Genomic DNA, 24,289 nt, shown 5'->3' with positions numbered 1-24,289 from the left:
CAGCTGAACCCACCTCGTCGTGAAGGGGTCGGTGCCCGGCCACGGCGACGGTGAGGGCCGCCGTCGGGCGGGTGCCGCGGCGGTGCCGAGGCGTCCGAGCGTTCGGTCTCACCGATCTGTTATTGCCAGACTGATCATCCGTAGGCAGCCTCTGAGGTATGGGAGACGCGAAACCCACCGTCCTTGCCCGGGCTCCTGCCGCCGTCCGCGGTGACGGGAGGCGGCGATGAGCTTCTCCGAGTACCTCTCCGAACGCTGGCCCACGATCGCCCGGATGATGGGCGAGCACGCCGAGGTCGTCCTGATCGCCGTCGCGATCGCGGCCGTGGTCGGGATCGGGCTCGGCGTCGCGGTGGAGGGGCGGCCGAGGGCGAGGGGGCTGGCCCTCGGCGTCACCGGCACCATGCTGACCGTTCCTTCGCTCGCGCTGTTCGGCCTGCTCATCCCGCTGTTCGGGCTGGGCCTGGCCCCCACCATCACCGCGCTGGCGCTGTACGCGGTGTTCCCGATCCTGCGCAACACCATCACCGGGCTGGACGGCGTGCCGAGCGCGGTGGAGGAGGCGGCGCGGGGGATGGGGATGAGCCCGCTGAGCCGGCTGCTGCGGGTCAGGCTGCCGCTCGCCTGGCCGGTCCTGCTCACCGGCGTCCGGGTCGCCACGATCATGACGGTGGCGATCGCGGCGATCGCCGCCGCCGTGGCCGGGCCGGGGCTGGGCGAGCTGATCTTCGGGGGGCTGTCCCGCATCGGCGGCGCCAACGCGCTGAACGACACTCTCGCCGGAACGCTCGGCGTCGCCGTCCTGGCGCTCGTCCTGGACGCGCTGTTCGTCCTGCTGTCCCGGCTCACCACCTCCAGGGGGCTGCGATGACCGAACCCGCCGCGACCGAGACCACGCAGGCCGCCCCGCCCGGACGGGAGATGATCCGGCTGGAGGGCGTCACCAAGCGGTACCCCGGGCAGGACGCCCCGGCCGTCGGCGATCTCACGCTCAGCGTCCGGGACGGGGAGATCGTCGTGCTGCTGGGCCCGTCCGGCTGCGGCAAGACGACCACGCTGCGCCTGATCAACCGGCTGATCGAACCGACCTCGGGCCGCATCCTGCTCGACGGGGAGGACGTCACCCGGGTCGACGCCGACCGGCTGCGCCGCCGGATCGGCTACGTGATCCAGCAGGTCGGGCTGTTCCCGCACATGACGATCGCCGCGAACGTCGGGCTCATCCCGCGGACGCTCGGCTGGGACGGCAGGCGCGTGCGCGCCCGTGTCGACGAGCTCCTCGACATGGTCGGCCTCGATCCCGGCACCTACCGCGGCCGGTACCCGAAGGAGCTGTCGGGCGGGCAGCAGCAGCGCGTCGGGGTCGCCCGTGCTCTCGCCGCCGACCCGCCCGCGATGCTGATGGACGAGCCGTTCGGCGCACTCGACCCCATCACGCGCGAGCGGCTGCAGGACGCGTTCCTGGAACTTCAGGCCCGGATCGGCAAGACGATCGTCCTGGTCACCCACGACCTCACCGAGGCGCTGAAGCTCGGCGACCGGATCGCGATCCTCGGACAGGGCGCGAAGCTCGTGCAGTACGACACGCCCGCGGCGATCCTCGCCGAGCCGGCCGACGGGTTCGTCGCGGAGTTCGTCGGGGCGGGCGCCGCGATGCGGCGGCTGCGGCTCGTCGAGGTCGGCTCGATCGAGTTGGCGCCCGCCGCGGAAGGCGCTCCGGCCGCGACCGTGCGCGCGGACCAGTCCCTGTACGAGGCCCTCGACGCGATGCTCCGCGCCGGGGCGGAGACCGCCACCGTCCTGGACGAGAACGGACGTCCCGCGGGCGCGGTCTCGTGGTCGGCGATCGTCCGGCGGACCCCGGAGCCGCGGTCATGACCGTCACGGCGGTGCCGGAGCGGACGAGGCCCGGCGACGAGGCCGCCGGGCGTTCCCTCGCTGGTCTCCTGGTCACCCCCGTCTTCCTCGTCGCCGTGTCGGCGGCGCTCTATCTCTACGTGCGAGGCCTGGACCTCGACGCGATCGAGCGCAGATCCCTCGACCGGTCCGAGATCACCCATCAGTTCCTCCAGCACGTCAAGCTGGTCGCGGTGTCCACGGCGCTCGTCCTCGCGATCGCGATCCCGCTCGGCGTGCTGGTGACCCGGCCGGGGCTGAACCGGCTGTCGGCGCCGTTGCTCGCGCTCGCCAACGTGGGTCAGGCCGTCCCGTCCATCGGGGTGCTCGTCCTGCTCGCCGTCACGGTCGGCATCGGCTTCCAGAAGGCGGTGATCGCGCTCATCCTGGTGTCGGCCCTGCCGGTGCTGCGCAACACGATGGTCGGCCTGCAGGGCGTCGACCGGTCCCTCATCGAGGCGGGGCGCGGCATCGGCCTGTCCAGGGCGGCGGTCCTGTTCCGCGTCGAGCTGCCGCTCGCCGTTCCGGTGATCCTCGCCAGCATCCGGGTCGCGGTGATCCTCAACGTGGGCAGCGCGACGCTGGCCGCGTTCACCAACGCGGGCGGGCTCGGCGACCTCATCAACACCGGCATCTCCCTCAACCGGACTCCGATCCTGCTCACCGGAAGCGTCCTGACCGCCGTGCTCGCGATGGCCGCCGACTGGCTGATCGGCATCGTCGAGCTCGTCCTGCGCCCCCGCGGCCTCTGAACCCCACCAGGAGATTCACCATGCGCAAGCTCCCCGCCGCCGCGTCCCTCGCCGCCGTCGCCCTGACCGCCGGCTGCTTCAGCTCCACCGGCACCGACGCCAAGGCCGGGAGCCTGGCCGAGGGCAACTCGCTGAAGGGCGTCACCCTCACCGTCGGGTCCAAGGAGTTCACCGAGCAGCTCGTCCTCTGCCAGGTCACCGCCCTCGCGCTGCGCTCTGCGGGCGCGACCGTCAAGGAGAAGTGCGGACTCCAGGGCAGCAACACCACGCGGGCCGCGCTGACCTCCGGCAGCATCGACCTCTACTGGGAGTACACGGGCACCGCCTGGGTCAACTACCTCAAGCAGACGGAGCCGATCGGCGACCCGGCCCGGCAGTACGCGGCCGTCGCGGAGCAGGATCTCGCGAAGAACAAGGTGAAGTGGCTGGCCGCCGCGCCCGCCAACAACACCTACGCCTTGGCGGTGAAGACGACGACGATGCGGCAGCTCGGGATCGCGGACCTGTCGGGCTACGCGAGGCTGGCGAAGACCGACCCGTCGAAGGCGTCCACGTGCGTGGCGAGCGAGTTCGCGGGACGCAGCGACGGGTGGCCCGGCCTGCAGAAGGCCTACGGGTTCAGCCTGCCGAAGTCGGACGTGGCGACGCTGGCCGAAGGCGCCATCTACGACGCCGTCGGGAAGGGCAAGCCGTGCGCGTTCGGCGAGGTCGCGACCACCGACGGGCGCATCAAGGCGCTCGGCCTGACCCCGGTACCGGACGACAAGAAGTTCTTCCCCGTCTACAACCCCGCCCTCACCGTCCGCGAGTCCGTCTACAGGGACGATCCCGCCATCGAGAAGATCGCGAACCCGATCGCCGCGGCGCTCACCGACTCGGTCCTGCGGGAGCTCAACGGCGAGGTCGACATCAAGGGCAAGCAGCCGGAGGAGGTCGCCGAGACGTGGCTGAAGTCCAAGGGCTTCATCGGCGGGTAGCCGCGGGAGGGACGGATCGTCCGGGCGGCGCTCGGGCCGCCCGGACCGGCGTCACACCATGTACTGGTCGTGGCGCCGGTAGAGGTCCGTCCACTCCTCGTCGCCGAGCCGCCGCCCGGTCGCGGCGATCTCGGCGAGCTCCTCGAAGTAGGCCTCGCGAGGAGCCCCCGGCGTGAAGAGCAGGAGCATCGCCGCAGGCTCGCCCGACTCGTTGCGGAACCCGTGCACGCCGCCCTCGGGGACGAAGAGGAAGTCGCCGGCCGAGGTGTCCTTCCAGCCCGCCCCGTCGTGCAGCCGGACGGTCCCGGACAGGATGTAGAACGACTCGGTGATCGTCCGGTGGAAATGCGGCATCGGACCGGAGGGCTTCGGCCCCATCTCCCAGCGGTACAGGCCGAACGCGCCGTTCGTCGAGCCGCCGGTGCCCAGATAGTGCACCCGCGTCCCGCGGTGGACGCGGTCGCTGTCGGCCGCGCCGATGAGCAGGTCGGGCGCCGCCCCGGCGGGACGGAACGTCCCGCTGCTCTCGCCGCCGTCCCCGAAGTAGCGGGCATCGGGATAGGTCATGGCTACACCACCAGGTTCAGCAGGAGGACGAACACCAGGCCGGACACCGAGATCACGGTCTCCATCAAGGACCAGGTCCTGATGTTCTGCCCGACGCTGAGCCCGAAATACTCCTTGACCAGCCAGAATCCCGCGTCGTTGACGTGGGAGAAGAACAGCGAGCCGGCCCCGATCGCGAGGACGAGCAGCGACGTCTGACCACTGTCGAGCGTGGTGGCCAGCGGCGCGAGGATCCCGGCCGCGGTGACCGTGGCGACCGTCGCCGAGCCGGTGGCGAGCCGGATGAGCACGGCGACCAGCCACGCCAGGAACAGCACCGACAGGTCGCTGTCCTTGACCCAGTCGGCGACCAGATCGCCGATCCCGGTGTCGACGAGCGTCTGCTTGAAGCCGCCGCCGGCGGCCACGATCAGCAGCGGGCCGGCGATGGGCGGCAGCGACCCGGCCAGCGAGGAGGCGATCCCCTCCCGGTCCATGCCGGAGCCGAGACCGAAGGTGAACATGGCGACGACGACCGCGATGATCAGCGCCACCAGCGGGGTGCCGAGGTTGTCCAGGACGGTGCGCACCTGACCGCCCTCGTCCAGGGTGATGTCGGCGACGGCCTTGCCCAGCATCAGCACGACCGGGAGCAGCACGGTGAACAGGGTGACGGGGAAGGACGGGCGCCGCCGCGGCTTGCCGTCCACGGCGGCTTGGTCCTCGGTGTCCCGCTCGTCGGCGCCGGTGACGTAGAGCTCCGGCGCCGGGACGTCCACCCAGCGGGACGCGAACCGGGCGAACACCGGGCCGGACAGCGCGATGGTGGGGAGCGCGACGACGATGCCGAGGGCGAGCGTGAGGCCGAGGTCGGCCTTGAGGTTGTCGATCGCGACGAGCGGACCCGGGTGCGGCGGGACCAGCCCGTGCATCGCGGACAGGCCCGCCAGCGCGGGGATCCCGACCGCGATGATCGACATCTGGGCGCGGCGCGCCACCAGCAGGATGACCGGCACCAGCAGGACGAGCCCGATCTCGAAGAACATCGGCAGCCCGATCAGCGCCCCGACGAGGGCCATCGCCCACGGCAGGAACCGGCGCCCGGTACGCCCGATGATCGTGTCGACGATCTGGTCGGCGCCGCCGGAGTCCGCCAGGAGCTTGCCGAACATCGCGCCGAACGCGATCAGCGCGCCGACCCCGGCGGCGGTGTCGCCGAACCCCTTGACGAAGGCGTCGACGGTGTCGGCGACCGGCAGCCCCGCGATGATCCCGACCAGCAGCGAGCCGAGGGTCAGGCTCAGGAACGGGTGCACCTTGAAGTAGGTGATCAGTACGACGATCAGGGCGATGCCGGCGAGCGCGGCCGGCACGAGCCTCCCGCTCGACGCCGCCGGCGCCGCGGCCAGCACGATCGGGTGCATGCGTCATCCTCCTGGGAGCCGGAGTGAACGATGATGGTCGCCCGAGTGTGGCCGCTATAACCTGCCGTTAACAAGGGATAGCTCCATAAAATCGTATCTTTGTCGGAACTTGTCCGGCTTCGTGTGATGATTGGCGCATGGTGGAGACCCCCTCGGCGGGCCTGCACGGCAGCGTCCTCGATCGGCTCGGCATGCTGATCACGTCCGGCGCGCTGCCCGCGGGCGAGGTGCTGCGGATCGAGCAGCTGGAGGCGCGGTTCGCGGTGTCCCGGTCGGTGATCCGGGAGGCGATCCGCGTCCTGGAGTCCATGGGCATGGTGAGGAGCCGCCGCAGGGTCGGTGTGACGGTCGCCGCCCGCCCGGACTGGAACGTCTTCGACCCGCAGATCATCGGCTGGCGGCTCGAGGGCGACGGCCGGGAGGAGCAGCTGCGCTCCCTCGGCGAGCTGCGCCGCGGGCTGGAACCGGTGGCCGCCGCGCTCGCCGCCCGGAATGCGACGCCGGCGCAGTGCGGCGCGCTGACCGGCGCGGTCATGGAGATGGCGGTGCACGGCAGGTCCGGTGACCTGGAGGCCTACCTGGCCGCGGACATCCGCTTCCACCGGACGCTCCTGGAGGCGTCCGGCAACGAGATGATGGGCGCGCTGAGCGGCGTGGTCGCCGCCGTCCTGGCCGGCCGCACCCACCACGACCTGATGCCCGCGCACCCCGAGCCGGTCGCGATCCGCTGGCACGCCGAGGTGGCGCAGGCCGTGCAGTCCGGCGACGCGGAGGACGCCGAACGCGCCATGCGCGACATCGTCGAGGAGGCGACCCGGGCGATGCTGGAGCCCGGCTGACCGGTCAGAACAGCGTCGGCGGCTCCGCGGGGACGGGCTCCGGCAGCGGCTCCAACCCGGGCACGCGGGCCCTCACCTCGTCGTGGAAGCGCCGGGCGAGCTCGGGCGCGTCGGCGTTGTCCGGCGTGTGGACGAACACGGTCGGCGAGCGTCCCTCGGCCAGCCATCCGGCGACGCGGCCGACCCAGAACCGCCACCCCTCGACGGTGCGCTCGGTGTCGTCCCGTCCGAGGTAGCGGACGATGGGACGGTCCGTGAGCGCCTCCGCCCTGCGCGGCACCCGCGGCTTCTTCGTCCAGGCGTCCCGCTCGGCGTCGCTGGTCGGACGGCTCTGGAAGAACGCGGTCGTGTCGAACGGGACCCACTCGGCCCCGGCGCGGGACAGGACCCGCTCAAGGTCGCGCACGGATCCCGCCTCCTCGAAGAACGCGCGGTGACGCACTTCGACGGCGTACCTGTGCGCCGTGGGCAGCCCGCGCAGGAACGTCGCCAGCGTCCCGAGGTCGCCGGGGCCGAAGGAGCCGGGGAGCTGCACCCACAACGCGTGCGCCCGCGACTGGAGCGGCTCGATCGCGTGGAGGAACGCCCGCAGTTCCTCCTCGGCCCCGGCGAGCCGCCGCTCGTGCGTGACCGTCTTCGGGAGTTTGATCACGAACCGGAAGCCGGGCCCGGTCTGCTCCGCCCACGACTCCACGGTGCTCCGCGCGGGCGTCGCGTAGAAGGTGGTGTTGCCCTCCACCGCGTTGCACCAGCTCGCATAGGCCCGCAGCCGTTCGCCCGAAGGCAGCGACGGAGGGACGAACCGTCCCTGCCACCGCGCGTGAGCCCACATCGCGCACCCCACATGAAGCCGCATGCCCCGACGCTACCGGTGATGCGGACCTCCGAGCCGGCCGTCCAGCACGCCGCCGAAACCGGTTCGAGTGGCCTCGACCCGCGCGAAGCGGCTCCAGGCAGGTCGGAGTGCCACCCACAAACGGAGATCCAGCCTCCATTTACTCTTGCGCGGGAGCTCCTCGGCATGCCATGATTAAACGGAGGAAATTTCACCGGTTAAAGTGGAACGTGGAGGTGGGCGATGCGTGCGGAGACGGCGAACCGCGGACCGGGCCGGGCGTCCTGGCGGAGCGGTGGGGCGCGGCGGCGGCCGGGCGGCATCGCGCCGGCTCGGGAGCGATCATGACCGGTGCCGCCCTTCCGCCGCGGCTGGCGCGGATGAACCGGGTGCCTTTCCGGCTGCTGACCTGGGGCCTTCCGATGGGCCCCCTCGTCTTGCTGCGCACTCGCGGACGTCGCAGCGGCCTGCCCCGCACCACCCCGGTGGCGCTTCTGGAACTCGACGGCCGGCAGTGGCTCGTCTCGCCCTTCGGTGAGACCCACTGGGTCCGCAACGCCCGCTCCGACGGCCGGGCCGAACTCGGTCGAGGGCGACGCTTCCGCAAGGTGCGCCTCACCGAGATCGACGACGACCGCAAGCTCCGGATCGTCAGTGCCTACCGCCACAAGTACCGTGTCGTGCCGTTCGTCCGCGACGCCTTCGACACCGGCCCGGAGGCGACCGCGTCCCCCGACTCCGACCGTCCCGTCTTCCTGGTCGAACGGGACGCCTGACTCGTCCGCCGTCCCCGGGGAACGGACCGCCGACGCGCATGTCGAGCACATCCTCGCGAAGCTCGCCCACTCCTCCCGCGCCCCGATCGCCGCGTGGATCAGCGAGCGGGGGCGGTGAGCTCGTAGGATCCGACCGTGAGCGAGGAGGAGATCCGGACGGCGCCGCCGACCGCGGCACGCCCCCGGCCCGACATCACCCCTGCGGAATTCGAGGAGTTCGTCGCCGATCGGCTGCTCGGACCGGCCGCCCCGCACGTGAGCGGGCTGACCGTCACGCTGCATGAGAAGGTGGCCGGCTCCGACGGGACCTACGATCTCGACGCGACCGTCCGCTACCGGTTCGCGGGCATGGACTTCCTGGTCGTGGTCGAGGCCAAGCACCACCGGAACCCGATCAAGCGCGAGCTGGTGCAGGTGCTCCACCAGAAGGTCCAGAGCATCGGCGCGCACAAGGGCGTCATGGTGTCCACCGCCACGTACCAGAGCGGCGCCGTGGCCTTCGCGCGAGCGCATGGCATCGCTCTCGTGACGGTCACGGACGGCCGGTTCCTCTTCGAGACGAGGGAGAACGTGCCGGTCGAGGAGAGCGCCGGCTCCGGCCCGTCGCGTTTCATCGTCCACTGCCATGGCCTTCCCGGCAGAAGACCGGGCACGTCACGTGACCTGCTCATGGTGCCGGACGACGACGACTACCCGCGGCAGGCGGCGGAGATCCTGCTGGGCCGCCCTTTCGGGAGGCCCGCTCCGTAGTACGGACGGCCCGGTCAGGCGCCGACGTGGACGTGCGACGCCCACACCGAGGGGTAGTCCGGCCATCGGTCCCGCATCTGGCGGGTCGCGGCATGGACCGCGCCGGCGACGTCTCCGCCGTCGGCGACGGCCGTGTAGACGAGGTCGGCGATGTCGACGGCGTGCCGGTCACCGATCGGCCACAGGGTGCCGATCACATGCCGGTAGCCGGCGAGCTGGAACGCCGACGCCAGGTGGATCGCCTCGTCCGCGAGGCGTGCGCCCGGCCGGGCGGTCGAGCAGGCCGACAGGAAGGCGAGCTCGGCGCCGTCCAGGCGGAGCCCGGCGAGGTCCGTCACCGTCAGCGGCCGGGTCTGGTGGTCGGCCAGCAGGAGGTGGCTGGACGACGGGTCGGCGAGGTCGCTGTGCCCGTGGCAGGCGAAATGCGCCCACCGGGCCTTCGGCAGCGCCGCGAGCACCGCCCCGTGGGTGGCGGACGAGCCGGTGAGGACGTCGACCGGGCCCGGGAAGCGCCGGCCGATCAGGGCCGCCTCGGCCTCCGCCCCCGGCAGGTCGGACCGGGTGCCGGGTGTGCGGGGCATCGCCACGGCGACCGCCCGGTCATCGCCGGGCCGCACCGCGTCCGCCGGGCCGCGGCGCGCGTGGGCCAGGGCCCGGACGGTCGGTGCCGTCGAGCACACGACCCGGTCGACGACCGTTTCCGGGGCCGCGTCGGCCATGGTGCCGTGGTACCCCGCCGCATGCAACGGGAGGAACGACATCAGCCCCGACAGGCACCACCACAGCCTCGGCCACGGTGCGCCGTCCTGGGGCGGCCCGCCGATACCGACGTGGTCGAGCACCGGACCGGCCACCGCGTCCCACAGCCATTCGAGCGTCCGCGACATCCGGCGCTGCCCGGCCGCCCACGACCGGACCTCCTTGGCACCGATCTCCTCGACCGCCGCCAGGAACGCGCCGACCTCCGCCACCACCGCGTCAGGGGTGAGCGCGGGCAGCGGCACGGCCGTGGCGCCGGTGTCGGCGTGCAGGACCAGCGCGTGCGACCCGAAGTCCGACACGTTGACGATCACGATGTGACCGCGGGCCGGAACGAGGTCGGGGACGGTGGGCGGGCGCAGGAAGCGATCGAATCCGGGCAGTTCCCGGATCTCCGCGACGAGCCGGTCGAACGCCGCGGCCGTGGCGCGGCGTTCCACCGATCCCTGGGGCGCAGGGGCGGCGCCGCTGCCGGGGACCCCCGCCGCGGGTGCGGGACGGTCGAGCTCCGTGCAGAGGGCGGTGAACCGTCCGGCCAGGTCCGGGTGCCGCTCGGAGAGCGCGGTGAGGTCGGTGCGGGTGTCGAGCGCCTGGCCGAGCAGCAGCCCGCGTCCCTGCTCGAACAGTTCGACTCCGGACTCGACCTGCCCGGCGCGCACGCAGCAGGCGGCGGCGTCCGACCCGATCCCGCCCATGTCGCCGAGGAGGATCTCCTGGTCGCGGCGGTCGAGGCCCCGGGGGACCGTGCGCCCCATCAGGTCCACGACCGCCGCGTAACCGGCCGCGGCCTCCTCCCACCGTCCGGCCTCGGCGGCGAGCCTGGCCCAGCGAGCGGCCGCGACCGCGCGGACGCGGGGCGGGGCGGCTTCGGTCGCCGCTCCTTCCCGGCACGCCGCGATCGCCTCGTCCAGATCCGGTCCGGCGCCCGTCAGGGTGGACCGGGCGCCGAGCGCCCCGCCCAGGTTGGCCAGGTAGCCGGCGCGGTCGGGATGGTCGGGGGCGATGGCGGCGACCGCGGCGCGGGCGGCGCCGATCGCCGCGTCCACGTCCGCCGCCTCGCCGGTGTGCTCGTACCGCCGGTGCAGGACGATCGCGCGGTTCGACAGGACGCCGGCACGGCGCGGGTGGCCGTCCGGGACGGCCGCGGCGGCGGCCCGGGCGGTCTCGGCCGCCTCGTCGATGTCGGCCCGCTCCCCGCTGATCGAGAACCGGGCCTGCAGGGCCGCGCCGAGATTGGACAGGCGCACGCCCCGGCTGGAATGGTCCGCCGGAGTGGCGAGGACCGCCTCGCGGCAGGTGTCGACCGCCTCGTCGAGGTCCTCGCGGCGCCGCACGGAGTCGAACCGGACCTGCAGCGCGCCGCCCAGGTTCGCCAGCATCGTCCCGCGGTGGGGGCTCGCGTCCGGCGCGGCGGCCACCGCCATCCGGAGCGCGTCGACCGCCTCGTCCAGGTCCGCCTGCCCGCCGGTCCCGCGGAACCGGGACAGCGAGGCCGCCCCGAGGTTGCCGAGGTAGGCCGGGAGGTGCGGATGGCCGGGCGGCGCGGCGGCGACCCCGGCGCGGCCGGCCTCGACCGCCTCGTCGATGTCGGCCTCCTGCCCGGTGCGCTCGAACCGCATGCGGAGGATGTCGCACAGGTTCGACAGGTACGAGGGACGTTCGGGACCCTCCGCCGGAGTGGCGGCCACGGCCCGCCGGGCGAGCGCGACCGCCTCGTCCAGCTCTTTCCGGCCGCCGGTGCGCCGGTGCAGCTCGCACAGGGCGTTGGCGAGGTTGGACTGACGTCCGCACAGATCGGGGTCGTCGGCGCGGGTCGCCGCCACTGCGGCTCGTCCCGCCTCGACCGCGTCGGCCAGGTCCAGTTCATCGCCCGTCTGGACGAACCGGATCCGGAGGACGTCGCCGAGGTCGGACAGCGAGGCGGTACGCTCGGCGTCCTGCGGCGCGGCGACGGCCACCGCCTCCCGATGGGCCTCGACCGCCTCGTCCAGATCCGCCGGGTCCCCGGCGCGTTCGAACCGGGCCAGCAGCGCGTGGCCGAGCTGAGACAGCTGCCCGGCGTGCGCGGGGTGGTCGGGCGAGGTCGTGACCACCGCGTCCCGTGCCAGGTCGATCAGCTCGTCCGCGCCGGTCACCCGGTGGAGCAGCGCCTCCCTGGTCCGTAAGGCAAGGTCGAGGTTGGACGCCATGGCGGCGCGGTCGGGGTGGTCGGGCCAGCCGGTGACCGCGGCCCTGCCGGCCGCGATCGCGGCGTCGAGGTCAGGCTCGCCGCCGAGGTACTCGAATCGGGTCAGCAGGGCGTTGCCGAGGTTGGACAGGTAGAGGGCGCCATCGGGCTCGCCCGGTCCGGCGCCCTCGACCGCCGCCCGGCCGAACGTGATCGACTCCTCCAGGTCCGGCGGCGCCCCCGTCCGCTCGAACCGGGTCAGCAGCGCGCTGCTGAGATTGGTCCGGCAGCGGCCGTACTCGGCGTGCTCCGGCCCGGTGGCCGCGGCCGCCAGCCGGAACAGCGCGACGGCCCGGTCCAGGACGCCGGCGTCCTGCGAGGCGAGCGTGTCCCGGTAGAGCATGCGGCCGAGGCGGGCCAGCAGCCCGCCGCCGTCCGGGGCGGACTGGGGCTCGCCGTCGAACAGCTCGCCGATCAACGGGGGGACCCCGGCCGGAACCTGCCGGTACACCGGATTGAGCAGCTCCAGGGCGACGGTGAGGTCCGACTCGCCCTCGGCCGAACCGCGGGCGGCGAAGCGCAGCCAGAACAGCCATCCCGCCGCCTGCGCGACCTCGACGTCGTCCACCGGGTCCGGGACCGAGCAGATCAGATCCACCGCGTCGGCGACGGCTCGGGGGGCCAGGACCAGAGTCGCATCACGCTCGGCATTGAACCGGTTGACCCGATCCCGTACCTGTGCGAGCAGACGCGTTCGCACCAGCGACGCTCCTACCATCTCGACGGCCGGAAGAGCAGCAGTGAGGAACCCTATCCATTCTGGCGACGGGGAGGTTCTCGCCCGTTCGCCTTCCTGGCCCGCGGGAGCGTCGGCCGGCTGCTCCGCCCATGAGGCGGAACCAGGTCAGGGGAGGGTGGCGGCCAGGCGGGTGCGCAGGGCGGGCATGCGATCGGAGGCGGCCGCGAGGGTCGTGGGCACATTCCTCCGGGCCAGGATCTCAAGAAGGATCGCGAGTTGCCGCGGGTCCTCCTCCGCCAGGAGTTCGTCGGCGCGCTCCACGGTGAGGGCGGGACGGTCGAGGTCGCGCAGGCAGTCCAGGAACGCATCCCAGTTGTGCCCGAAGTAGTCCGGGAAGCCGAGGGCCCGCGCCGCCTCGTGGAAGAAGGCGGCGCGGGTCCGGCACGCGTGCCCGTCGACGCCCGCCCGCACCGGATCGCTGGTCAGCGTCAGCCAGGGTGGCAGCGAGGTCATCGGACGGGTCCCGTCGCTAGGAGAGCTTGTAGAAGTTGGAGTAGTGGTCCGGCGAGAAGTAGACGGTGCCGGTACTGCTGTGGACGATCCGGTAGGCGTCGCGCGAGGAGCCCTTCGTCCGCGAGTAGACGTCGTACTCGTGGTAGGACGCGCTGGCCGGGAGCTGGCCGTCGTAGTTGTGGTAGACGCCGCCGGTGTAGTTGTACAGGCCGTCCGGCCAGGAGTACCAGCCTGAGCTGGACGGCCATCCCTTCCCGCCCCACACCGAGGCGGCGTACCGGCCGTCGGAGCAGCGTGAGATCGTGCAGGAGCCGTAGACCGTCGCGCTTGCCGGGACGGTGGCGGTGACGCCCGTCGCGCACGTCGCGGCCACCAGGGTGACGGCGGCTCGTTTCGTCCAGGACGGCCGGGAGCGCTGCATGAGCACAGGTACCTCCTACGAACGAGTGCGTCCCGAAGGGACGATTTCCCCCGGACCCGGAACGCGCCGGGATCGAGGGCGACCAGCCGTCATGATGACCTTGCGAATCGGCGTAGTCGATACAAAGCCGCCAAGTTTCTATGAACAGGCCTCAACCACCCGACTCGGATTCAGCGCTCTGGAGCGGGCGGGGACCACGCGGGACCGGACGGCGCACCCGGTCTGCAGCCGCGCTTCCGCAGGGATCAGCGCAGCTCCTGGATGCGGATCAGGTTGCCGGCGGGATCGCGGAACGCGCAGTCGCGCAATCCGTACGGCTGCTCGACCGGCTCCTGGACGACCTCGGCCCCCGCGGCCTGCACCCTGTCGAAGGTGTCGTCGAGGTCGGGGGAGGCGAGCAGAATCCAGCCGTAGGTCCCCTTGGCCATCATCTCGGCGATGGTGCGGCGCTCGTCGTCGGTGATGCCGGGATCGGTGGCCGGCGGCGCCAGCAGGATGGAGGTGTCGGGCTGCTTGGGCGGACCGACCGTGATCCAGCGCATCCTGCCGCCGCCGACGTCGTTGCGGACCTCGAAGCCGAGCGCGTCGCGGTAGAAGGCCAGCGAGGCATCAGGGTCGTCGTGCGGGAGGAAGCTCGTGTGAATGGTGATGTCCATGCCGATCACGCTAGCCTCGGCTCCTTCACCCGCGCTTCTCGATTCCTGACCGGTCTCGCCCACGGGCCGCAAGCACATCGCAATGCGCCGCGCGGCGGTCCTAGCGGAGATGACGGTCGAGGAAGGCGCCGATCGCGCCGGCCACGGACTCGGGGGCCTCCTCCGCCATGTGGTGGCCGGAGTCGATGGGACTGCCGCGCACGTCGTCGGCCCACGCCCGCCAGATCCGCACCGGATCGCCGTAGAGGTCCTCCAGGTCGTCCCGGGCTGACCACAGCACCAGCGTCGGGCACCGGACGCGGCGGCCGGCGCGGCGGTCCTCCTCGTCGTGCCTCCGGTCGATGCCCAGACCGGCCCGGTACTCCTCCAGCATGCCGTGCACGGTCGCCGGGTCGTGGATCGCCTCGCGGAAGTCGGCCCAGGCTTCGGGGGCCATGTGCTCGCCGGTCGCGGAGTACCAGGCGTCGGGGTCGGCGCTGATGATCCGCTCCGCCGGTCGGTCCGTCTGCCCGAAGAACCACCAGTGCCACCACTGCGCGGCGAAACGGGCGTCGCAGCGCTCCAGGTGCTCGACCACCGGCAGCCCGTCCATGGGGATCAGCGCGGTGACCGCGGTCGCATGGTCCATCGCCGTCCGGAACGCCACGAGGGACCCGCGGTCATGGCCCGCGACGGCGAACGCGTCGTGGCCGAGCGCCCGCATCAGGGCGACCATGTCCCCGGCCATCGCGCGCTTGGAGTACGGCGAGTGGTCGGCGTCGGTCGGCGGCTTGGACGACTTCCCGTATCCACGCAGGTCCGGGCACACCACGCTGAACCGGTCCGCGAGGAGCGGCGCGACCTTGTGCCAGGTGGCGTGCGTGCGGGGATGGCCGTGCAGCAGCAGCACGGGCGGCCCCGTCCCACCGTGCCGCACCCTCAGCGTGACCTCGCCGACGTCGACCTGATCCAACGTGAAGCCGTCGAAGAACACCCGAGCCCGTTACCCCCGCCGCGCCCCGCCAATCACGCGGCGGTCTCGACGTGCGGCGACGGAGCGGGGCCGGGGTCAGTGGCGGGTGGGGAGGCGGACGACGGTGACGAAGAAGTCGTCGATCTGCCGGATGGCCTTGATGAACTGGTCGAAATCGACGGGCTTGGTGACGTAGGCGTTCGCGTGCAGCTTGTAGCTGCGCAGGATGTCCTCCTCCGCCGACGACGTGGTCAGCACCACCACCGGGATGGAGGCCAGCTCCGGGTCGGACTTGATCTCTTCGAGGACCTCGCGGCCGTCGCGCTTGGGCAGGTTGAGGTCGAGGAGGACCAGGTCGGGGTGGGGCGCGCCGGCGTGGTCCCCCCGCTTGTACAGGAAGTCCAGGGCCTCCGCGCCGTCGCGGACGACCTGCAGGGTGTTGCCGACCTTGTTGTGCTCGAAGGCCTCGCGGGTCATCAGCTCGTCACCGGGGTCGTCTTCGACCAGCAGGACGGTGATGGGCTGGACGTCGGTGCTGGTCACGAACTGGCTCCTTGGAGGTCGGTGGTCGAGGAGGGAACGTCGCCGTCGGGCGTGCCGGCGGCGGATGCGCCGGCGCCGTCCGAGGGCCGGCCGGCCGGGGCGTCATCGAGGGTCGCCGCGTCGGCGGGCGCGGCGGATTCGTCCTCGGCCGAGAGGGTGAAGTGGAAGCGGGAGCCTTCCTCGCGGTCGGGGTCGAGCCAGATCCGGCCGCCGTGGTACTCGACGATCTTCTTGCACAGGGCCAGGCCGATGCCGGTGCCGGCGTAGGCGTCGCGGCTGTGCAGCCGCTGGAAGATGACGAAGATCTTGTCGGCGTACTCGGCGGGGATGCCGATCCCGTTGTCGGTGACGGTCAGGTGCCAGTGCCCGTCCTCCCGCTCGCAGGTGACGCGGACGACCGGGTCGCGGTCGGGGGAGCGGAACTTGACCGCGTTGCCGATCAGGTTCTGCCACAGCATCACCATGAGCGTGGGATCCGCGGTGAGCTCCGGCAGGTCGTCCGGTCTCTCGATGCGGGCGCCGGCCTCGCTGACGGCGCCGTCGAGGTTGGCCAGCGCCTGGTCGAGCGGCTCGCCCAGCGGGAGCGTCCGCTGGTGCTGGTGCAGTCGGCCGACCCGGGAGAAGGTCAGCAGATCGTTGATCAGCACCTGCATGCGCTTGGCGCCGTCCACCGCGAAGGCGATGTACTGGCGGCCGCGGTCGTCGAGCTGGTCGGAGCAGCGGCGCTCCAGCATCTGGCAGAACGACGCGACCTTGCGCAGCGGCTCCTGCAGGTCGTGGCTGGCGACGTAGGCGAACTGCTCCAGTTCGGCGTTGGAGCGGCGCAGCTCCACGGTCTGCGCGTCCAGCTCCGCGGTCTGGCTCTGGAGCAGGCGCTCGCGTTCGGTGGACTGCTCCAGCGCCATCGTGATCCGGCCGCGCATCGCCTCCACGGCGTGGGCCACGTCGCGCACGTCGGCGGGGCCGTGCGCACCGATGACATGGGTGAAGTCGCCGTCGGCGACCCGCCGTGAAGCGGAGCGGAGCATGCGCAGCGGCCGGTCCACGGCGTAGTGCAGCAGGAGCGCCAGCAACGCCGCGGTCACCAGCAGCGCGATGAACAGGGCGGTCAGCGTCCAGTCCCGCATCGTGCGGGTGTGGCGCAGGTCGGCGCGGCTCTCGGCGCGGACCTGGCTCAGGTGGCGGGTCTGGACCGCCCAGGTCGCGCGGACCTCGTCGAAGGCGGGCTTGCCCCGGGCCGCGACGGCGGCGGCCTCGCCGCCGGGCCCCTGCTCACGGACCTGGTCGATGACGACGCCGCCGTAGTCGCGGCGCCACGCGCCGATGGCCCGCTGGATCGCGTCGAGGTCGGCACGCAGTTCGGGCTCGTCGGCCAGCAGCCGCTGCAGCCGGGCGAAGGACTCCTGTTCGGTGGCCAGCCCGTCGGTATAGGGCTGCAGGAACTGCCGGTCGCCCGCCAGGGCGTAGCCCCGCACGCCGGTCTCCTGGTTGAGCATGGCCATCTGCATCCGGCTCGCCTCGACCTGCGCCGGCGCGATCCTGTCCACCAGCCGGTCCGAGGCCCGCGCGGTGTCCTCCAGCAGGGTGTGGACCACCACGGCGCCGGTGACGGTGAGCGCGACGATCAGCAGCGCGGCCAGCATGAACCATGTCCGGACGGTCAGTCCCCGCCGTTGCGGGGGGCCGCTCGCCGGCGCCGGCGCGGCGAGATCGGCGGATTCGGCCGTCTCGGCGTCCCGCACCGTCGGGGGCGGTGTGCTCATGTGGGGGTCCATCCAAGGTGAATGACGGCGACGTCGTCGGCCAGGCCCCCATGCTGGAGCGAGGCCGCCTCGACGTCGGTGATGAGTGTGTCGACGAAGTCGTCGGGGGAGAGCGCGCGGTGGCCCCGGGCGAGCTGGAGCAGGCCGGTCAGGTCGAGGCGCCGGCCTTCGGCGTCGATCTGGCCCTCGAACAGGCCGTCGGTGAACAGGACGAGCGAGGCCCCCGGCGTCAGCGGGACCTCGTGCTCGCGCCAGCCGGCCAGCCCGGGCACCATGCCCACGCCCAGCCCTCCCGGCGGCTCGATCAGCCGGACCTCGCCGTTCCCGTGCAGCAGGAACCCGTGGTGCCCGGCCCGCACCACCCGCGCCACGGGCCGGTCGGGGAACAGGGTCGCCGTGATGAGGGTGACGAACATCTCGGAGCCGCCGTCCTCCCCGGCCAGCAGCTCTTCCAGGAGTTCGACCACCCGCGCCCCACGGGTTCCGGCCAGCACGAACGATCGCCACGCCACCCGCAGGCTGACGCCCAGGGCGGCCGAGGCGGGACCGTGCCCCGCCACGTCCCCGATCACCGCGTGCACCAGGCCGTCGCCGGTCTCCACCACGTCGTAGAAGTCGCCGCCGAGCAGGGAGTGCGCCCGTCCCGGCCGGTACCGCGAGACGACCCGCAGGCGCGGATTGGACACCCTCGGGCGCGGCAGCAACCCGCGCTCCAGCCGGGCGTTCTCCTGGGCCCGCATCCGCTGGACCTGCAGTGCCGCGACCGCCTGCTGGACCTGGCGCCGCTGCACCGAGTACCGGATCGCCCGCCCGAGCCGATCCGCCTCCAGCTGGTCCTTGGACAGGTAGTCCTGCGCGCCGGCGGCCATCGCCGCGGTGCCCGCCTGCGACTCCGCGAGCCCGGTCAGCACCACCACCGCGGCATCCGGCGCCCACTCCAGCACCTGCCGGAGCACCGCCAGGCCCTGCGACTCGCCCAGGTGCAGGTCCAGCAGCACGCAGTCGGGCGTGGAGTTCGCCGACAAGGGGCCCTGCGCCTCGGGAAGCGAACGCACCCACTGCAGCGACGCCCGCAGTCCGGTGTCGGCGAGCGTGTCCTCCACCAGGAGCGCGTCGGCGGCGTCGTCCTCCACCAGCAGCACCCGCAGCGGCCCGAGCTCCGGCCCGCCGTCGGCGGCGCCGGTGATCGCGAGCGGCGCGCGCGGTCCGGGCGGCGCGGAAGACGTCGGCTCAAGGCCGGTGGTCTCAAGACCCTGCGACATCAGTCCGTCCACCACCCTTCCCCCTCCGCCCCGCCGGTGCCGCGCCGATAGTAGTTGCCTTATGGCAAATATGCGACCGCGGCACCCCGCTCCGCGATGCATCCGAGTCCCGCGTGACCTGCCCGGCCGCGACCGGAACGCGCCGGCGCCCGCGGCCCGTCCGGCCGGCTTTGCTGCTGCGTCGCACCGTCTACAGGCTCCGCGCCGGCGCGGGAGCGCCGGTGGCGCCGCGCGGAGGCCGGGCCGCGCCGCGGGACGCGCCACGGCCTGCGAACAGTTCGATGAGGGCCTGGACGTCGTGGTCGGCTTCGGCGGGATGCCGGAAGGGGCGGTCGGCGTTGACGGTGTAGCGGTTGCGGCGTCCGATCCGGGTGCGGGTGAGGTACCCCGCCTCCTCCAGATCCGTGATGATCAGCTGGGCCGCGCGCTCGGTGATGCCGATGTCCTGGGCGACGTCGCGGACCCGCAGGCCCGGGTCGCGCGCGATGGCGATCAGAACCCGTGCGTGGTTGGTCAGGAACGTCCACGGCTTGTCGTCGCGCCGTCTCGGTGCGCTCTCCATCCGCCCGCCTCGCCTTCCCGCGTCCGCCTTCTCCCCGCCGGGGGGCGCGGGGGCCGCCGGTCGGCGGGCTCCGCCGCCAGAGGGGCAGGTCGTGCTCAGGGCGACATCATACGAGCAGTCTTTGCGGAATAAAATTTCCTGTAACAATATTGGTGCGTTATCGTTCCCGGCGCCTGACTCCGGGCTCAGCCGTTCCGCAGACCGGCGCCCGGCGGCAGCGACTCGGCCAGCGCGGCGTCGAGGGTCGGGTGGATGGTCAGGCGCTCGTCGACGTGCGTGATCTGCAGGACGCGCCGCACCGCATCCTGCAGCGGGCCGGCCAGCACGGCGCTGCCCCCGCGTCCCTCGGCGGCCAGGTAGAACCGCATCAGCAGGCTGAGGCCCACCGAGTCGACGTACCGCAGGCCGCTCAGGTCGAGCACCAGGTGCTCGCCGTGCTCGCTGCGCAGCCGGCGCATGTGCTGCTCGGCCTGCTGCGCGGTGTCCAGCGCCAGATCCCCGGTGATCGTGATCACTGTCCAGCCGTCCCGCGCGTGGCCGGTCACCTCGGCCATGGCGTTGCCTCCACGTCGTTCCGCTTTCTGTGTCGGTCGGGGCCCGGCGCCGCCGGTGCGCCGCGGCCATCAGGCGTGGTCGGCCCCGGGCTGTGCGGCGTCGGGCGAGGTGAGGTGGACGGTGGCCAGCTCCGGGAGCCCGGAGAGGGTCAGCACCGGTTCCAGGAGCTGCGGAGCGACCAGTTCGAGATGGTCGGCATGGGCGAACAGGACGCTCAGCCCCGCGCTATCAAGGTACTCGACCGCGGTGAGGTCCAGGACGACTTTGCCCCCGTTCTCGTGCGCGGTGTCCAGCGCGGCGGCGAGGGACCCGCTGTTGCTCATGTCGATCTCGCCGACGGCCGTCACGAGCGCTCTCCCGTCCGGGCGCCGGGCGGTCGTGAGGGTCAGGGGAGTGCTCATGCGCCAATCCTGGTGTGCATGTGGACGGTGGTGCCGTCCGGTCCGGGCGTGATCGTGAGCCTGCTCATCAGCGCGCGCATCAGCGCGGTGCCGCGTCCGCGGTTGAGGTCGGCGCCGCCTCCGGGAGGCTTCCAGCGGCCGGTGTCGGCGATGGTCAGGTGCACCTGGTCGACGAGGGCCTCGGCGCGCAGCCGGACGGTGTGCACGCCGGCGGCGGGCCGGCCGTGCTCGACGGCGTTCGCGCAGGCCTCGCCGGCGGCGACCAGGACGCCCTGGGCGGTGCGGCGGGGGAGCTGGCACTGGGCGAGCCACCCGCGCAGCGCCTCCCGGAGCGGGGCGAGCTGCGAGGACTCGGCGGGGAAGCTCACGTCCAGCGGCGCGGGGTGCCGGTACAGCATCAGCGCGACGTCGTCGTCGTAGCCGTCCGGCGGGGCCAGGCTCGTCATGATGTGGGTGGCGAGCTCGTCCACTCCGCGCTCGCCGCCGTCCTGCACGGCGTGGCCGACCCGCTCGATGCCCTCGTTCAGGGAGTGGCGGCGGCGTTCGACGAGACCGTCGGTGTACAGCAGCACGGTGCCCCGGGCGGGGACGGTGGCCGCGGCGTCGGGCCGGGGCCGGGGGGAGCCGACGGCGATCGGGACGGACCTGCCGCCTTCGAGCAGCCGGGTGGTGCCGTCGGGCCCGGCGAGGATGGCGGGCGGGTGCCCGGCGCTGGAGTAGGTGAGGTCGCCGGTCGCGGGGTCGAGGACGCCGCAGAAGACGGTGGAGCACCGGGCTCCGGGAATGCCGGCGGCGAAGCGGTCGAGGGCCGTGAGGGTCCGCGCGGGGGCGGCGTCCTGGAGCAGGAGGGCCCGGCAGGCACTGCGCAGCTGGCCCATGACGGTGGCCGCCTCCAGCCCGCGGCCGACGCAGTCGCCCACGATGATGCCGATGCGGCCGTCGGGGAGGGCGAAGATGTCGTACCAGTCGCCGCCGACCTCCAGCGGCCGCGCCGCGGGCTCGTACCGGACGGCGAACCCGACGGGCAGCTCGGACGGGCCGAGGATGGAGCGCTGCAGGGCGAGGGCGGTCTCGCGCTGCTGGTCGATGAGGTTGGCGCGGGAAAGCCCCTGGGAGAGACGCCCGGCGAGCAGGGACAACAGCAGCCGGTCCTGGTCGGTGAAGGGGCGCCGCTCGTTCAGGTCGATCCAGAGGACGAGGTTGCCGTGGGGATGTTCGAGCGTGATCGCGGCGGTGTGCTCGGCCACGGGGGTGAGGGTCGGGTGCTCGCGCAGCGCCGCCAGGTCCCTGCGGCGCTCCTCGGGCAGGTCCTGCCAGGTCAGCCCCGGCTCGGTCGAGGTCAGCCCGGGCGGCCCGCCGGCGAAGACGGCCGCCAGCACCCGCTCGGCGTGCCAGAGGTCCCGCAGCTCCTCCAGCGCGCCGGCCAGGGTGTCGGGCAGGTTGACGGCCTCGGTGAGGCGCATGCTGAGGGCCGCGAGGGCGCTCTCGCGCTGGATGGCGTAGTGGTCGGCGGTGATGTCCCGGAAGGTGCCGACGATGACCCGCCGCCCGGTCTCGGGGTCGTGGACGTGGTTGAAGGCGACGCTGACCCAGACCCGGTGGCCGTCGCGGTGCCTGACGGGGACGTCGAAGGTGCCGCGCTCCCGCCCGAGCATGCCGCCGAAGTCCTCGGCGACCTGCCGGTGCGCTTCGAGGTCGGTCTTCTCGTCCGGCCACCAGGGAGGCCGCGGGGGGTAGGGGAGCCCGGCAGCGTCATATCCGAGGATGTCGGTGAAGGCGGTGTTGAACTCGATGACGGCGCCGTCCTCGTCGCAGACGAAGAACGCCTCCTGCAGGGAGTCGACCAGCGCGGTGCGCCACCGGGCGTGGTGCCCGCGCAGCCGGGCCAGCTCCACGTTCGCCCGCACGCGGGCCAGGAGCTCGGCGGCGGCGAAGGGCTTGAGCAGGTAGTCGTCGGCGCCCGCCCGCAGGCCCTCGATCGAGGCCTCCTGCCCCGCGCGGGCCGACAGGATCAGCACCGGCAGGGCGGCGGTGCGCGGGTCGCCGCGCAGCGCGGCGACGAGCTCCAGCCCGTCGACGTAGGGCATCATCACGTCGCTGACCACCATGTCGACGGCGGTCTCGCGGACCGCCTCCAGGGCGGCCCGGCCGTCGGCGACGGCGTCGACCTCGTAGCCGGCGCCGCGCAGCAGCCGGGTGAGGTACTCGCGCATGTCGGCGTTGTCGTCGGCGACCAGTACCCGGGCCGCCACCTCGGGCGCGGAGACGGGGCCGACGGGCGTCGGGTCGGTCGAGTTCGGGTCCCCGCCGCCGGGATGCTCGGCGGGAAGCCAGCGCAGCGCCTCCTGGACGTAGGGGTCGGCGGTGACCGACGCCGCCGTGGAGGAGCGCGGCGGAGCGACGGCGCCGGCGGGCAGGTGGTCGGCCCCGAACGGCAGCCGGATGGTGAAGCGCGTGCCCTCGCCCTCGTTGCTGGTGGCGGTGATGGTCCCGCCGTGCAGGCCGACGAGCTCCTTGACCAGGGCCAGGCCGATGCCGCTGCCCTCGTTGGAGCGGGCACGGGTGTTCTCGACCCGGTGGAAGCGCTCGAACAGCCGTGGCACCTCGTCCTCGGCGACCCCGACCCCGGTGTCGGCCACCGTCACCTGCGCCAGCCCGTCCTCGACGCCCACCCGGACGTGGATCCTCCCGTCGAAGGTGAACTTCAGCGCGTTGCTGAGCAGGTTCAGGACCACCTTCTCCCACATGTCGCGGTCGACGTACACCGGCTCGGGGAGCGGGTCGCACTCGACGTCGAACCCCAGGCCGGCCCTGTCCACGGCTGAGCGGAAGACGCTGGCCAGCTCGGCGGTGACCTCGGGCAGGTCGACCGGCTCGTAGCGCGCCTGCATCCGGCCGGCCTCGATGCGGGAGAAGTCCAGCAGGGAGTTGACGAGCCGGCCGAGGCGCAGCCCGTTGCGGTGGATGACGTCCAGCTCCCGGCGCGCCTGCTCGTCGGTGTCGTCCAGGCGGGCGCGCAGCTCCTGCACCGGACCCATGATCAGGGTCAGCGGGGTGCGGAACTCGTGGCTGATGTTGGAGAAGAACGTCGTCTTGGCGCGGTCGAGCTCGGCGAGCTCCTCGGCGCGCCGCCGCTGGACCTGGTAGCTGCGGGCGCTGCCGATCCCCGCCGCGATGTGCCCGGCGGTCAGTTCCACGAAGCCGCGGTAGGCCTCGTCCAGCTGGCGGTACGGGTTGAGGGCGGCCACCAGGAACCCGTACGGCGCGCGGCCCTGCCGCGGCAGCGGCACCGCCAGCGCCTGGGCGGCCGGCTGGGTCCAGTCACCGGAGGGCAGGACCCCGAACTGAGGATCATCGAGCTGCACCAGCACCGATTCTCCCCGCGCGAGCGCCGCCGCGGGCCAGATTTCGTGCGGTTCGTCTGCTGCCAGCTCGGCGCGGGCGGCCCGATGGTCGCGGGAGACGCCCGTCGCCCCCGCGAGCCGCGCCGTCCCGCCGTCCTCGAACAGGTAGGTCAGCGTGAAGGGGAGGTCCTTCCGGTTGCGGTCGAGCTGCCGGTCGGCGAAGGCGAGCGTCTCCTCCTCCGTCCGGATCACGCTGGGGTCGGACCCCAGCTCCCGCAGTGTCGTCATCCGCCGCTCGCCGATGACCCGTTCGGTCTCCTCGTTGACCACGCACAGCATGCCGACCACGTCGCCGGTGTCGTCGCGCAGCGGGCTGTAGGAGAAGGTGTGGTAGGTCTCCTCGGGGTACCCCGATCGTTCGAGGAACAGCAGCAGCGCCTCGTCCCAGGTCGCCTCCCCCGTCCCGAGCACCGTGTCGATCCTCGGGCCGATGTCGTCCCAGATCTCGGTCCACACCTCGCGGGCCGGCCGGCCCAGCGCCCACGGGTACTTGCGGCCGAGGGTGTCGCGGCGGTAGGCGGCGTTGCAGAAGAACGTCAGCTCCGGCCCCCAGGCCATCCACATCGAGAATCTGGACGACAGCAGGATGTCGACCGCCGTCCGCAGGCTCTGCGGCCAGCCTTCCGGGGGGCCGAGCGGCGTCGCCGCCCAGTCGACCGCGGCGAGGTCCGGGCCGATCTCGCCGTCGGCGGAGAACAGGCCGACCCCCGCCCGCGGCTCTCGCCCGGCCTCCGCAGGACGCCCGGCGTCGTCCGAAAGCGCCACCACACCCCTCTTTCGCTCAGGTGATCACCGAC

General features: G+C 72.8%; 22 protein-coding genes. 7 read left to right on the top strand and 15 right to left on the bottom strand.

Annotated features, from left to right (window positions below; genetic code table 11):
* Positions 1–226 precede the first annotated feature (226 nt).
* The 4 genes from AB0H37_RS09720 to AB0H37_RS09705 are packed head-to-tail and all read left to right on the top strand — an operon-like array spanning position 227 to position 3,625.
* Positions 227–871 carry an ABC transporter permease gene (locus AB0H37_RS09720; protein WP_329092712.1) on the top strand — a complete coding sequence of 215 codons (645 nt, stop codon included), beginning with the start codon at positions 227–229 and terminating at the stop codon, positions 869–871.
* On the top strand, positions 868–1,878 hold the full coding sequence (locus AB0H37_RS09715) for an ABC transporter ATP-binding protein (protein WP_218935081.1): 1,011 nt from the start codon (positions 868–870) through the stop codon (positions 1,876–1,878). Before AB0H37_RS09720 ends, AB0H37_RS09715 begins: the two co-directional genes overlap by 4 nt.
* The gene (locus AB0H37_RS09710; protein WP_360612133.1) at positions 1,875–2,648 is read left to right on the top strand and encodes an ABC transporter permease; all 774 of its coding nucleotides are present in this window, start codon (positions 1,875–1,877) and stop codon (positions 2,646–2,648) included. The genes AB0H37_RS09715 and AB0H37_RS09710 overlap by 4 nt, the downstream gene beginning before the upstream one ends.
* A gap of 20 nt (positions 2,649–2,668) precedes the next feature.
* Positions 2,669–3,625: a glycine betaine ABC transporter substrate-binding protein gene (locus tag AB0H37_RS09705; RefSeq protein WP_360612132.1), complete on the top strand. Its 957-nt coding sequence runs from the start codon at positions 2,669–2,671 to the stop codon at positions 3,623–3,625.
* Between the two features lie 51 nt (positions 3,626–3,676).
* On the opposite strand, the gene AB0H37_RS09700 is transcribed toward AB0H37_RS09705, so the two are convergent.
* Entirely contained in the window at positions 3,677–4,192 is a 516-nt protein-coding gene (locus AB0H37_RS09700) for a cupin domain-containing protein (protein WP_329092705.1), read from the bottom strand.
* A 2-nt stretch (positions 4,193–4,194) separates the two neighbouring features.
* On the bottom strand, positions 4,195–5,595 hold the full coding sequence (locus AB0H37_RS09695) for a gluconate:H+ symporter (RefSeq protein ID WP_360612131.1): 1,401 nt from the start codon (positions 5,593–5,595) through the stop codon (positions 4,195–4,197).
* Between the two features lie 137 nt (positions 5,596–5,732).
* On the opposite strand from AB0H37_RS09695, the gene AB0H37_RS09690 reads away from it, so the two are divergent.
* Positions 5,733–6,434, top strand: a complete 702-nt coding sequence (locus AB0H37_RS09690; protein WP_360612130.1) for an FCD domain-containing protein — start codon at positions 5,733–5,735, stop codon at positions 6,432–6,434.
* A 4-nt stretch (positions 6,435–6,438) separates the two neighbouring features.
* On the opposite strand, the gene AB0H37_RS09685 is transcribed toward AB0H37_RS09690, so the two are convergent.
* Positions 6,439–7,290, bottom strand: a complete 852-nt coding sequence (locus tag AB0H37_RS09685; RefSeq protein WP_360612129.1) for a DUF72 domain-containing protein — start codon at positions 7,288–7,290, stop codon at positions 6,439–6,441.
* Positions 7,291–7,499: 209 nt separating this feature from the next.
* Between AB0H37_RS09685 and AB0H37_RS09680 the strand changes: the two genes are divergently transcribed.
* Both AB0H37_RS09680 and AB0H37_RS09675 read left to right on the top strand, forming a co-directional pair.
* Entirely contained in the window at positions 7,500–8,045 is a 546-nt protein-coding gene (locus tag AB0H37_RS09680; protein WP_360612128.1) for a nitroreductase family deazaflavin-dependent oxidoreductase, read from the top strand.
* Positions 8,046–8,180: 135 nt separating this feature from the next.
* Entirely contained in the window at positions 8,181–8,795 is a 615-nt protein-coding gene (locus tag AB0H37_RS09675) for a restriction endonuclease (protein WP_360612127.1), read from the top strand.
* Between the two features lie 14 nt (positions 8,796–8,809).
* Here the strand turns inward: AB0H37_RS09675 and AB0H37_RS09670 are convergent, their stop codons facing one another.
* From AB0H37_RS09670 to AB0H37_RS09615, 12 genes are all read right to left on the bottom strand, one after another.
* Complete coding sequence (locus AB0H37_RS09670; RefSeq protein ID WP_360612126.1) at positions 8,810–12,481, bottom strand: CHAT domain-containing protein; 3,672 nt, start codon at positions 12,479–12,481, stop codon at positions 8,810–8,812.
* A gap of 144 nt (positions 12,482–12,625) precedes the next feature.
* Positions 12,626–12,973, bottom strand: coding sequence for a barstar family protein (locus tag AB0H37_RS09665; protein ID WP_329092691.1), 348 nt, complete (start codon positions 12,971–12,973; stop codon positions 12,626–12,628).
* 16 nt (positions 12,974–12,989) lie between these two features.
* Positions 12,990–13,394 carry a ribonuclease domain-containing protein gene (locus AB0H37_RS09660; protein ID WP_329098307.1) on the bottom strand — a complete coding sequence of 135 codons (405 nt, stop codon included), beginning with the start codon at positions 13,392–13,394 and terminating at the stop codon, positions 12,990–12,992.
* Positions 13,395–13,639: 245 nt separating this feature from the next.
* Positions 13,640–14,050, bottom strand: coding sequence for a VOC family protein (locus AB0H37_RS09655; RefSeq protein ID WP_179834093.1), 411 nt, complete (start codon positions 14,048–14,050; stop codon positions 13,640–13,642).
* A 100-nt stretch (positions 14,051–14,150) separates the two neighbouring features.
* Positions 14,151–15,023 carry an alpha/beta hydrolase gene (locus AB0H37_RS09650; RefSeq protein ID WP_360612125.1) on the bottom strand — a complete coding sequence of 291 codons (873 nt, stop codon included), beginning with the start codon at positions 15,021–15,023 and terminating at the stop codon, positions 14,151–14,153.
* Positions 15,024–15,098: 75 nt separating this feature from the next.
* Positions 15,099–15,545: a response regulator gene (locus AB0H37_RS09645; RefSeq protein WP_329092688.1), complete on the bottom strand. Its 447-nt coding sequence runs from the start codon at positions 15,543–15,545 to the stop codon at positions 15,099–15,101.
* Entirely contained in the window at positions 15,542–17,308 is a 1,767-nt protein-coding gene (locus AB0H37_RS09640) for a CHASE3 domain-containing protein (protein WP_360612124.1), read from the bottom strand. Before AB0H37_RS09640 ends, AB0H37_RS09645 begins: the two co-directional genes overlap by 4 nt.
* Complete coding sequence (locus AB0H37_RS09635) at positions 17,305–18,582, bottom strand: SpoIIE family protein phosphatase (protein WP_329092684.1); 1,278 nt, start codon at positions 18,580–18,582, stop codon at positions 17,305–17,307. The genes AB0H37_RS09640 and AB0H37_RS09635 overlap by 4 nt, the downstream gene beginning before the upstream one ends.
* Positions 18,583–18,760: 178 nt before the next feature.
* Positions 18,761–19,132: a helix-turn-helix domain-containing protein gene (locus AB0H37_RS09630; protein ID WP_360612123.1), complete on the bottom strand. Its 372-nt coding sequence runs from the start codon at positions 19,130–19,132 to the stop codon at positions 18,761–18,763.
* A 185-nt stretch (positions 19,133–19,317) separates the two neighbouring features.
* Positions 19,318–19,686: an STAS domain-containing protein gene (locus AB0H37_RS09625; protein WP_179834098.1), complete on the bottom strand. Its 369-nt coding sequence runs from the start codon at positions 19,684–19,686 to the stop codon at positions 19,318–19,320.
* A 69-nt stretch (positions 19,687–19,755) separates the two neighbouring features.
* Positions 19,756–20,088 carry an STAS domain-containing protein gene (locus AB0H37_RS09620; RefSeq protein ID WP_329092676.1) on the bottom strand — a complete coding sequence of 111 codons (333 nt, stop codon included), beginning with the start codon at positions 20,086–20,088 and terminating at the stop codon, positions 19,756–19,758.
* A complete protein-coding gene (locus AB0H37_RS09615; RefSeq protein ID WP_360612122.1) occupies positions 20,085–24,257 on the bottom strand; it encodes a SpoIIE family protein phosphatase in 4,173 nt (1,390 codons plus the stop codon). Before AB0H37_RS09615 ends, AB0H37_RS09620 begins: the two co-directional genes overlap by 4 nt.
* Positions 24,258–24,289: the final 32 nt, after the last annotated feature.

Origin of the sequence: Actinomadura sp. NPDC023710, from assembly GCF_040639875.1 — a bacterium.
GTDB lineage: Bacteria > Actinomycetota > Actinomycetes > Streptosporangiales > Streptosporangiaceae > Spirillospora > Spirillospora citrea.
The sequence above is the reverse complement of the archived record's forward strand: the minus strand, read 5'-3'. Positions and strand labels throughout refer to the sequence as shown.

What these genes read in the sequence shown, in the direction of transcription:
- AB0H37_RS09720 (WP_329092712.1), top strand. Translation starts at nt 227, where the DNA reads ATGAGCTTCTCCGAGTACCTCTCCGAACGCTGGCCCACGATCGCCCGG.
- AB0H37_RS09715 (WP_218935081.1), top strand. Translation starts at nt 868, where the DNA reads ATGACCGAACCCGCCGCGACCGAGACCACGCAGGCCGCCCCGCCCGGA.
- AB0H37_RS09710 (WP_360612133.1), top strand. Translation starts at nt 1,875, where the DNA reads ATGACCGTCACGGCGGTGCCGGAGCGGACGAGGCCCGGCGACGAGGCC.
- AB0H37_RS09705 (WP_360612132.1), top strand. Translation starts at nt 2,669, where the DNA reads ATGCGCAAGCTCCCCGCCGCCGCGTCCCTCGCCGCCGTCGCCCTGACC.
- AB0H37_RS09700 (WP_329092705.1), bottom strand. Translation starts at nt 4,192, where the DNA reads ATGACCTATCCCGATGCCCGCTACTTCGGGGACGGCGGCGAGAGCAGC.
- AB0H37_RS09695 (WP_360612131.1), bottom strand. Translation starts at nt 5,595, where the DNA reads ATGCACCCGATCGTGCTGGCCGCGGCGCCGGCGGCGTCGAGCGGGAGG.
- AB0H37_RS09690 (WP_360612130.1), top strand. Translation starts at nt 5,733, where the DNA reads ATGGTGGAGACCCCCTCGGCGGGCCTGCACGGCAGCGTCCTCGATCGG.
- AB0H37_RS09685 (WP_360612129.1), bottom strand. Translation starts at nt 7,290, where the DNA reads ATGCGGCTTCATGTGGGGTGCGCGATGTGGGCTCACGCGCGGTGGCAG.
- AB0H37_RS09665 (WP_329092691.1), bottom strand. Translation starts at nt 12,973, where the DNA reads ATGACCTCGCTGCCACCCTGGCTGACGCTGACCAGCGATCCGGTGCGG.
- AB0H37_RS09660 (WP_329098307.1), bottom strand. Translation starts at nt 13,394, where the DNA reads ATGCAGCGCTCCCGGCCGTCCTGGACGAAACGAGCCGCCGTCACCCTG.
- AB0H37_RS09655 (WP_179834093.1), bottom strand. Translation starts at nt 14,050, where the DNA reads ATGGACATCACCATTCACACGAGCTTCCTCCCGCACGACGACCCTGAT.
- AB0H37_RS09640 (WP_360612124.1), bottom strand. Translation starts at nt 17,308, where the DNA reads ATGAGCACACCGCCCCCGACGGTGCGGGACGCCGAGACGGCCGAATCC.
- AB0H37_RS09630 (WP_360612123.1), bottom strand. Translation starts at nt 19,132, where the DNA reads ATGGAGAGCGCACCGAGACGGCGCGACGACAAGCCGTGGACGTTCCTG.
- AB0H37_RS09625 (WP_179834098.1), bottom strand. Translation starts at nt 19,686, where the DNA reads ATGGCCGAGGTGACCGGCCACGCGCGGGACGGCTGGACAGTGATCACG.
- AB0H37_RS09620 (WP_329092676.1), bottom strand. Translation starts at nt 20,088, where the DNA reads ATGAGCACTCCCCTGACCCTCACGACCGCCCGGCGCCCGGACGGGAGA.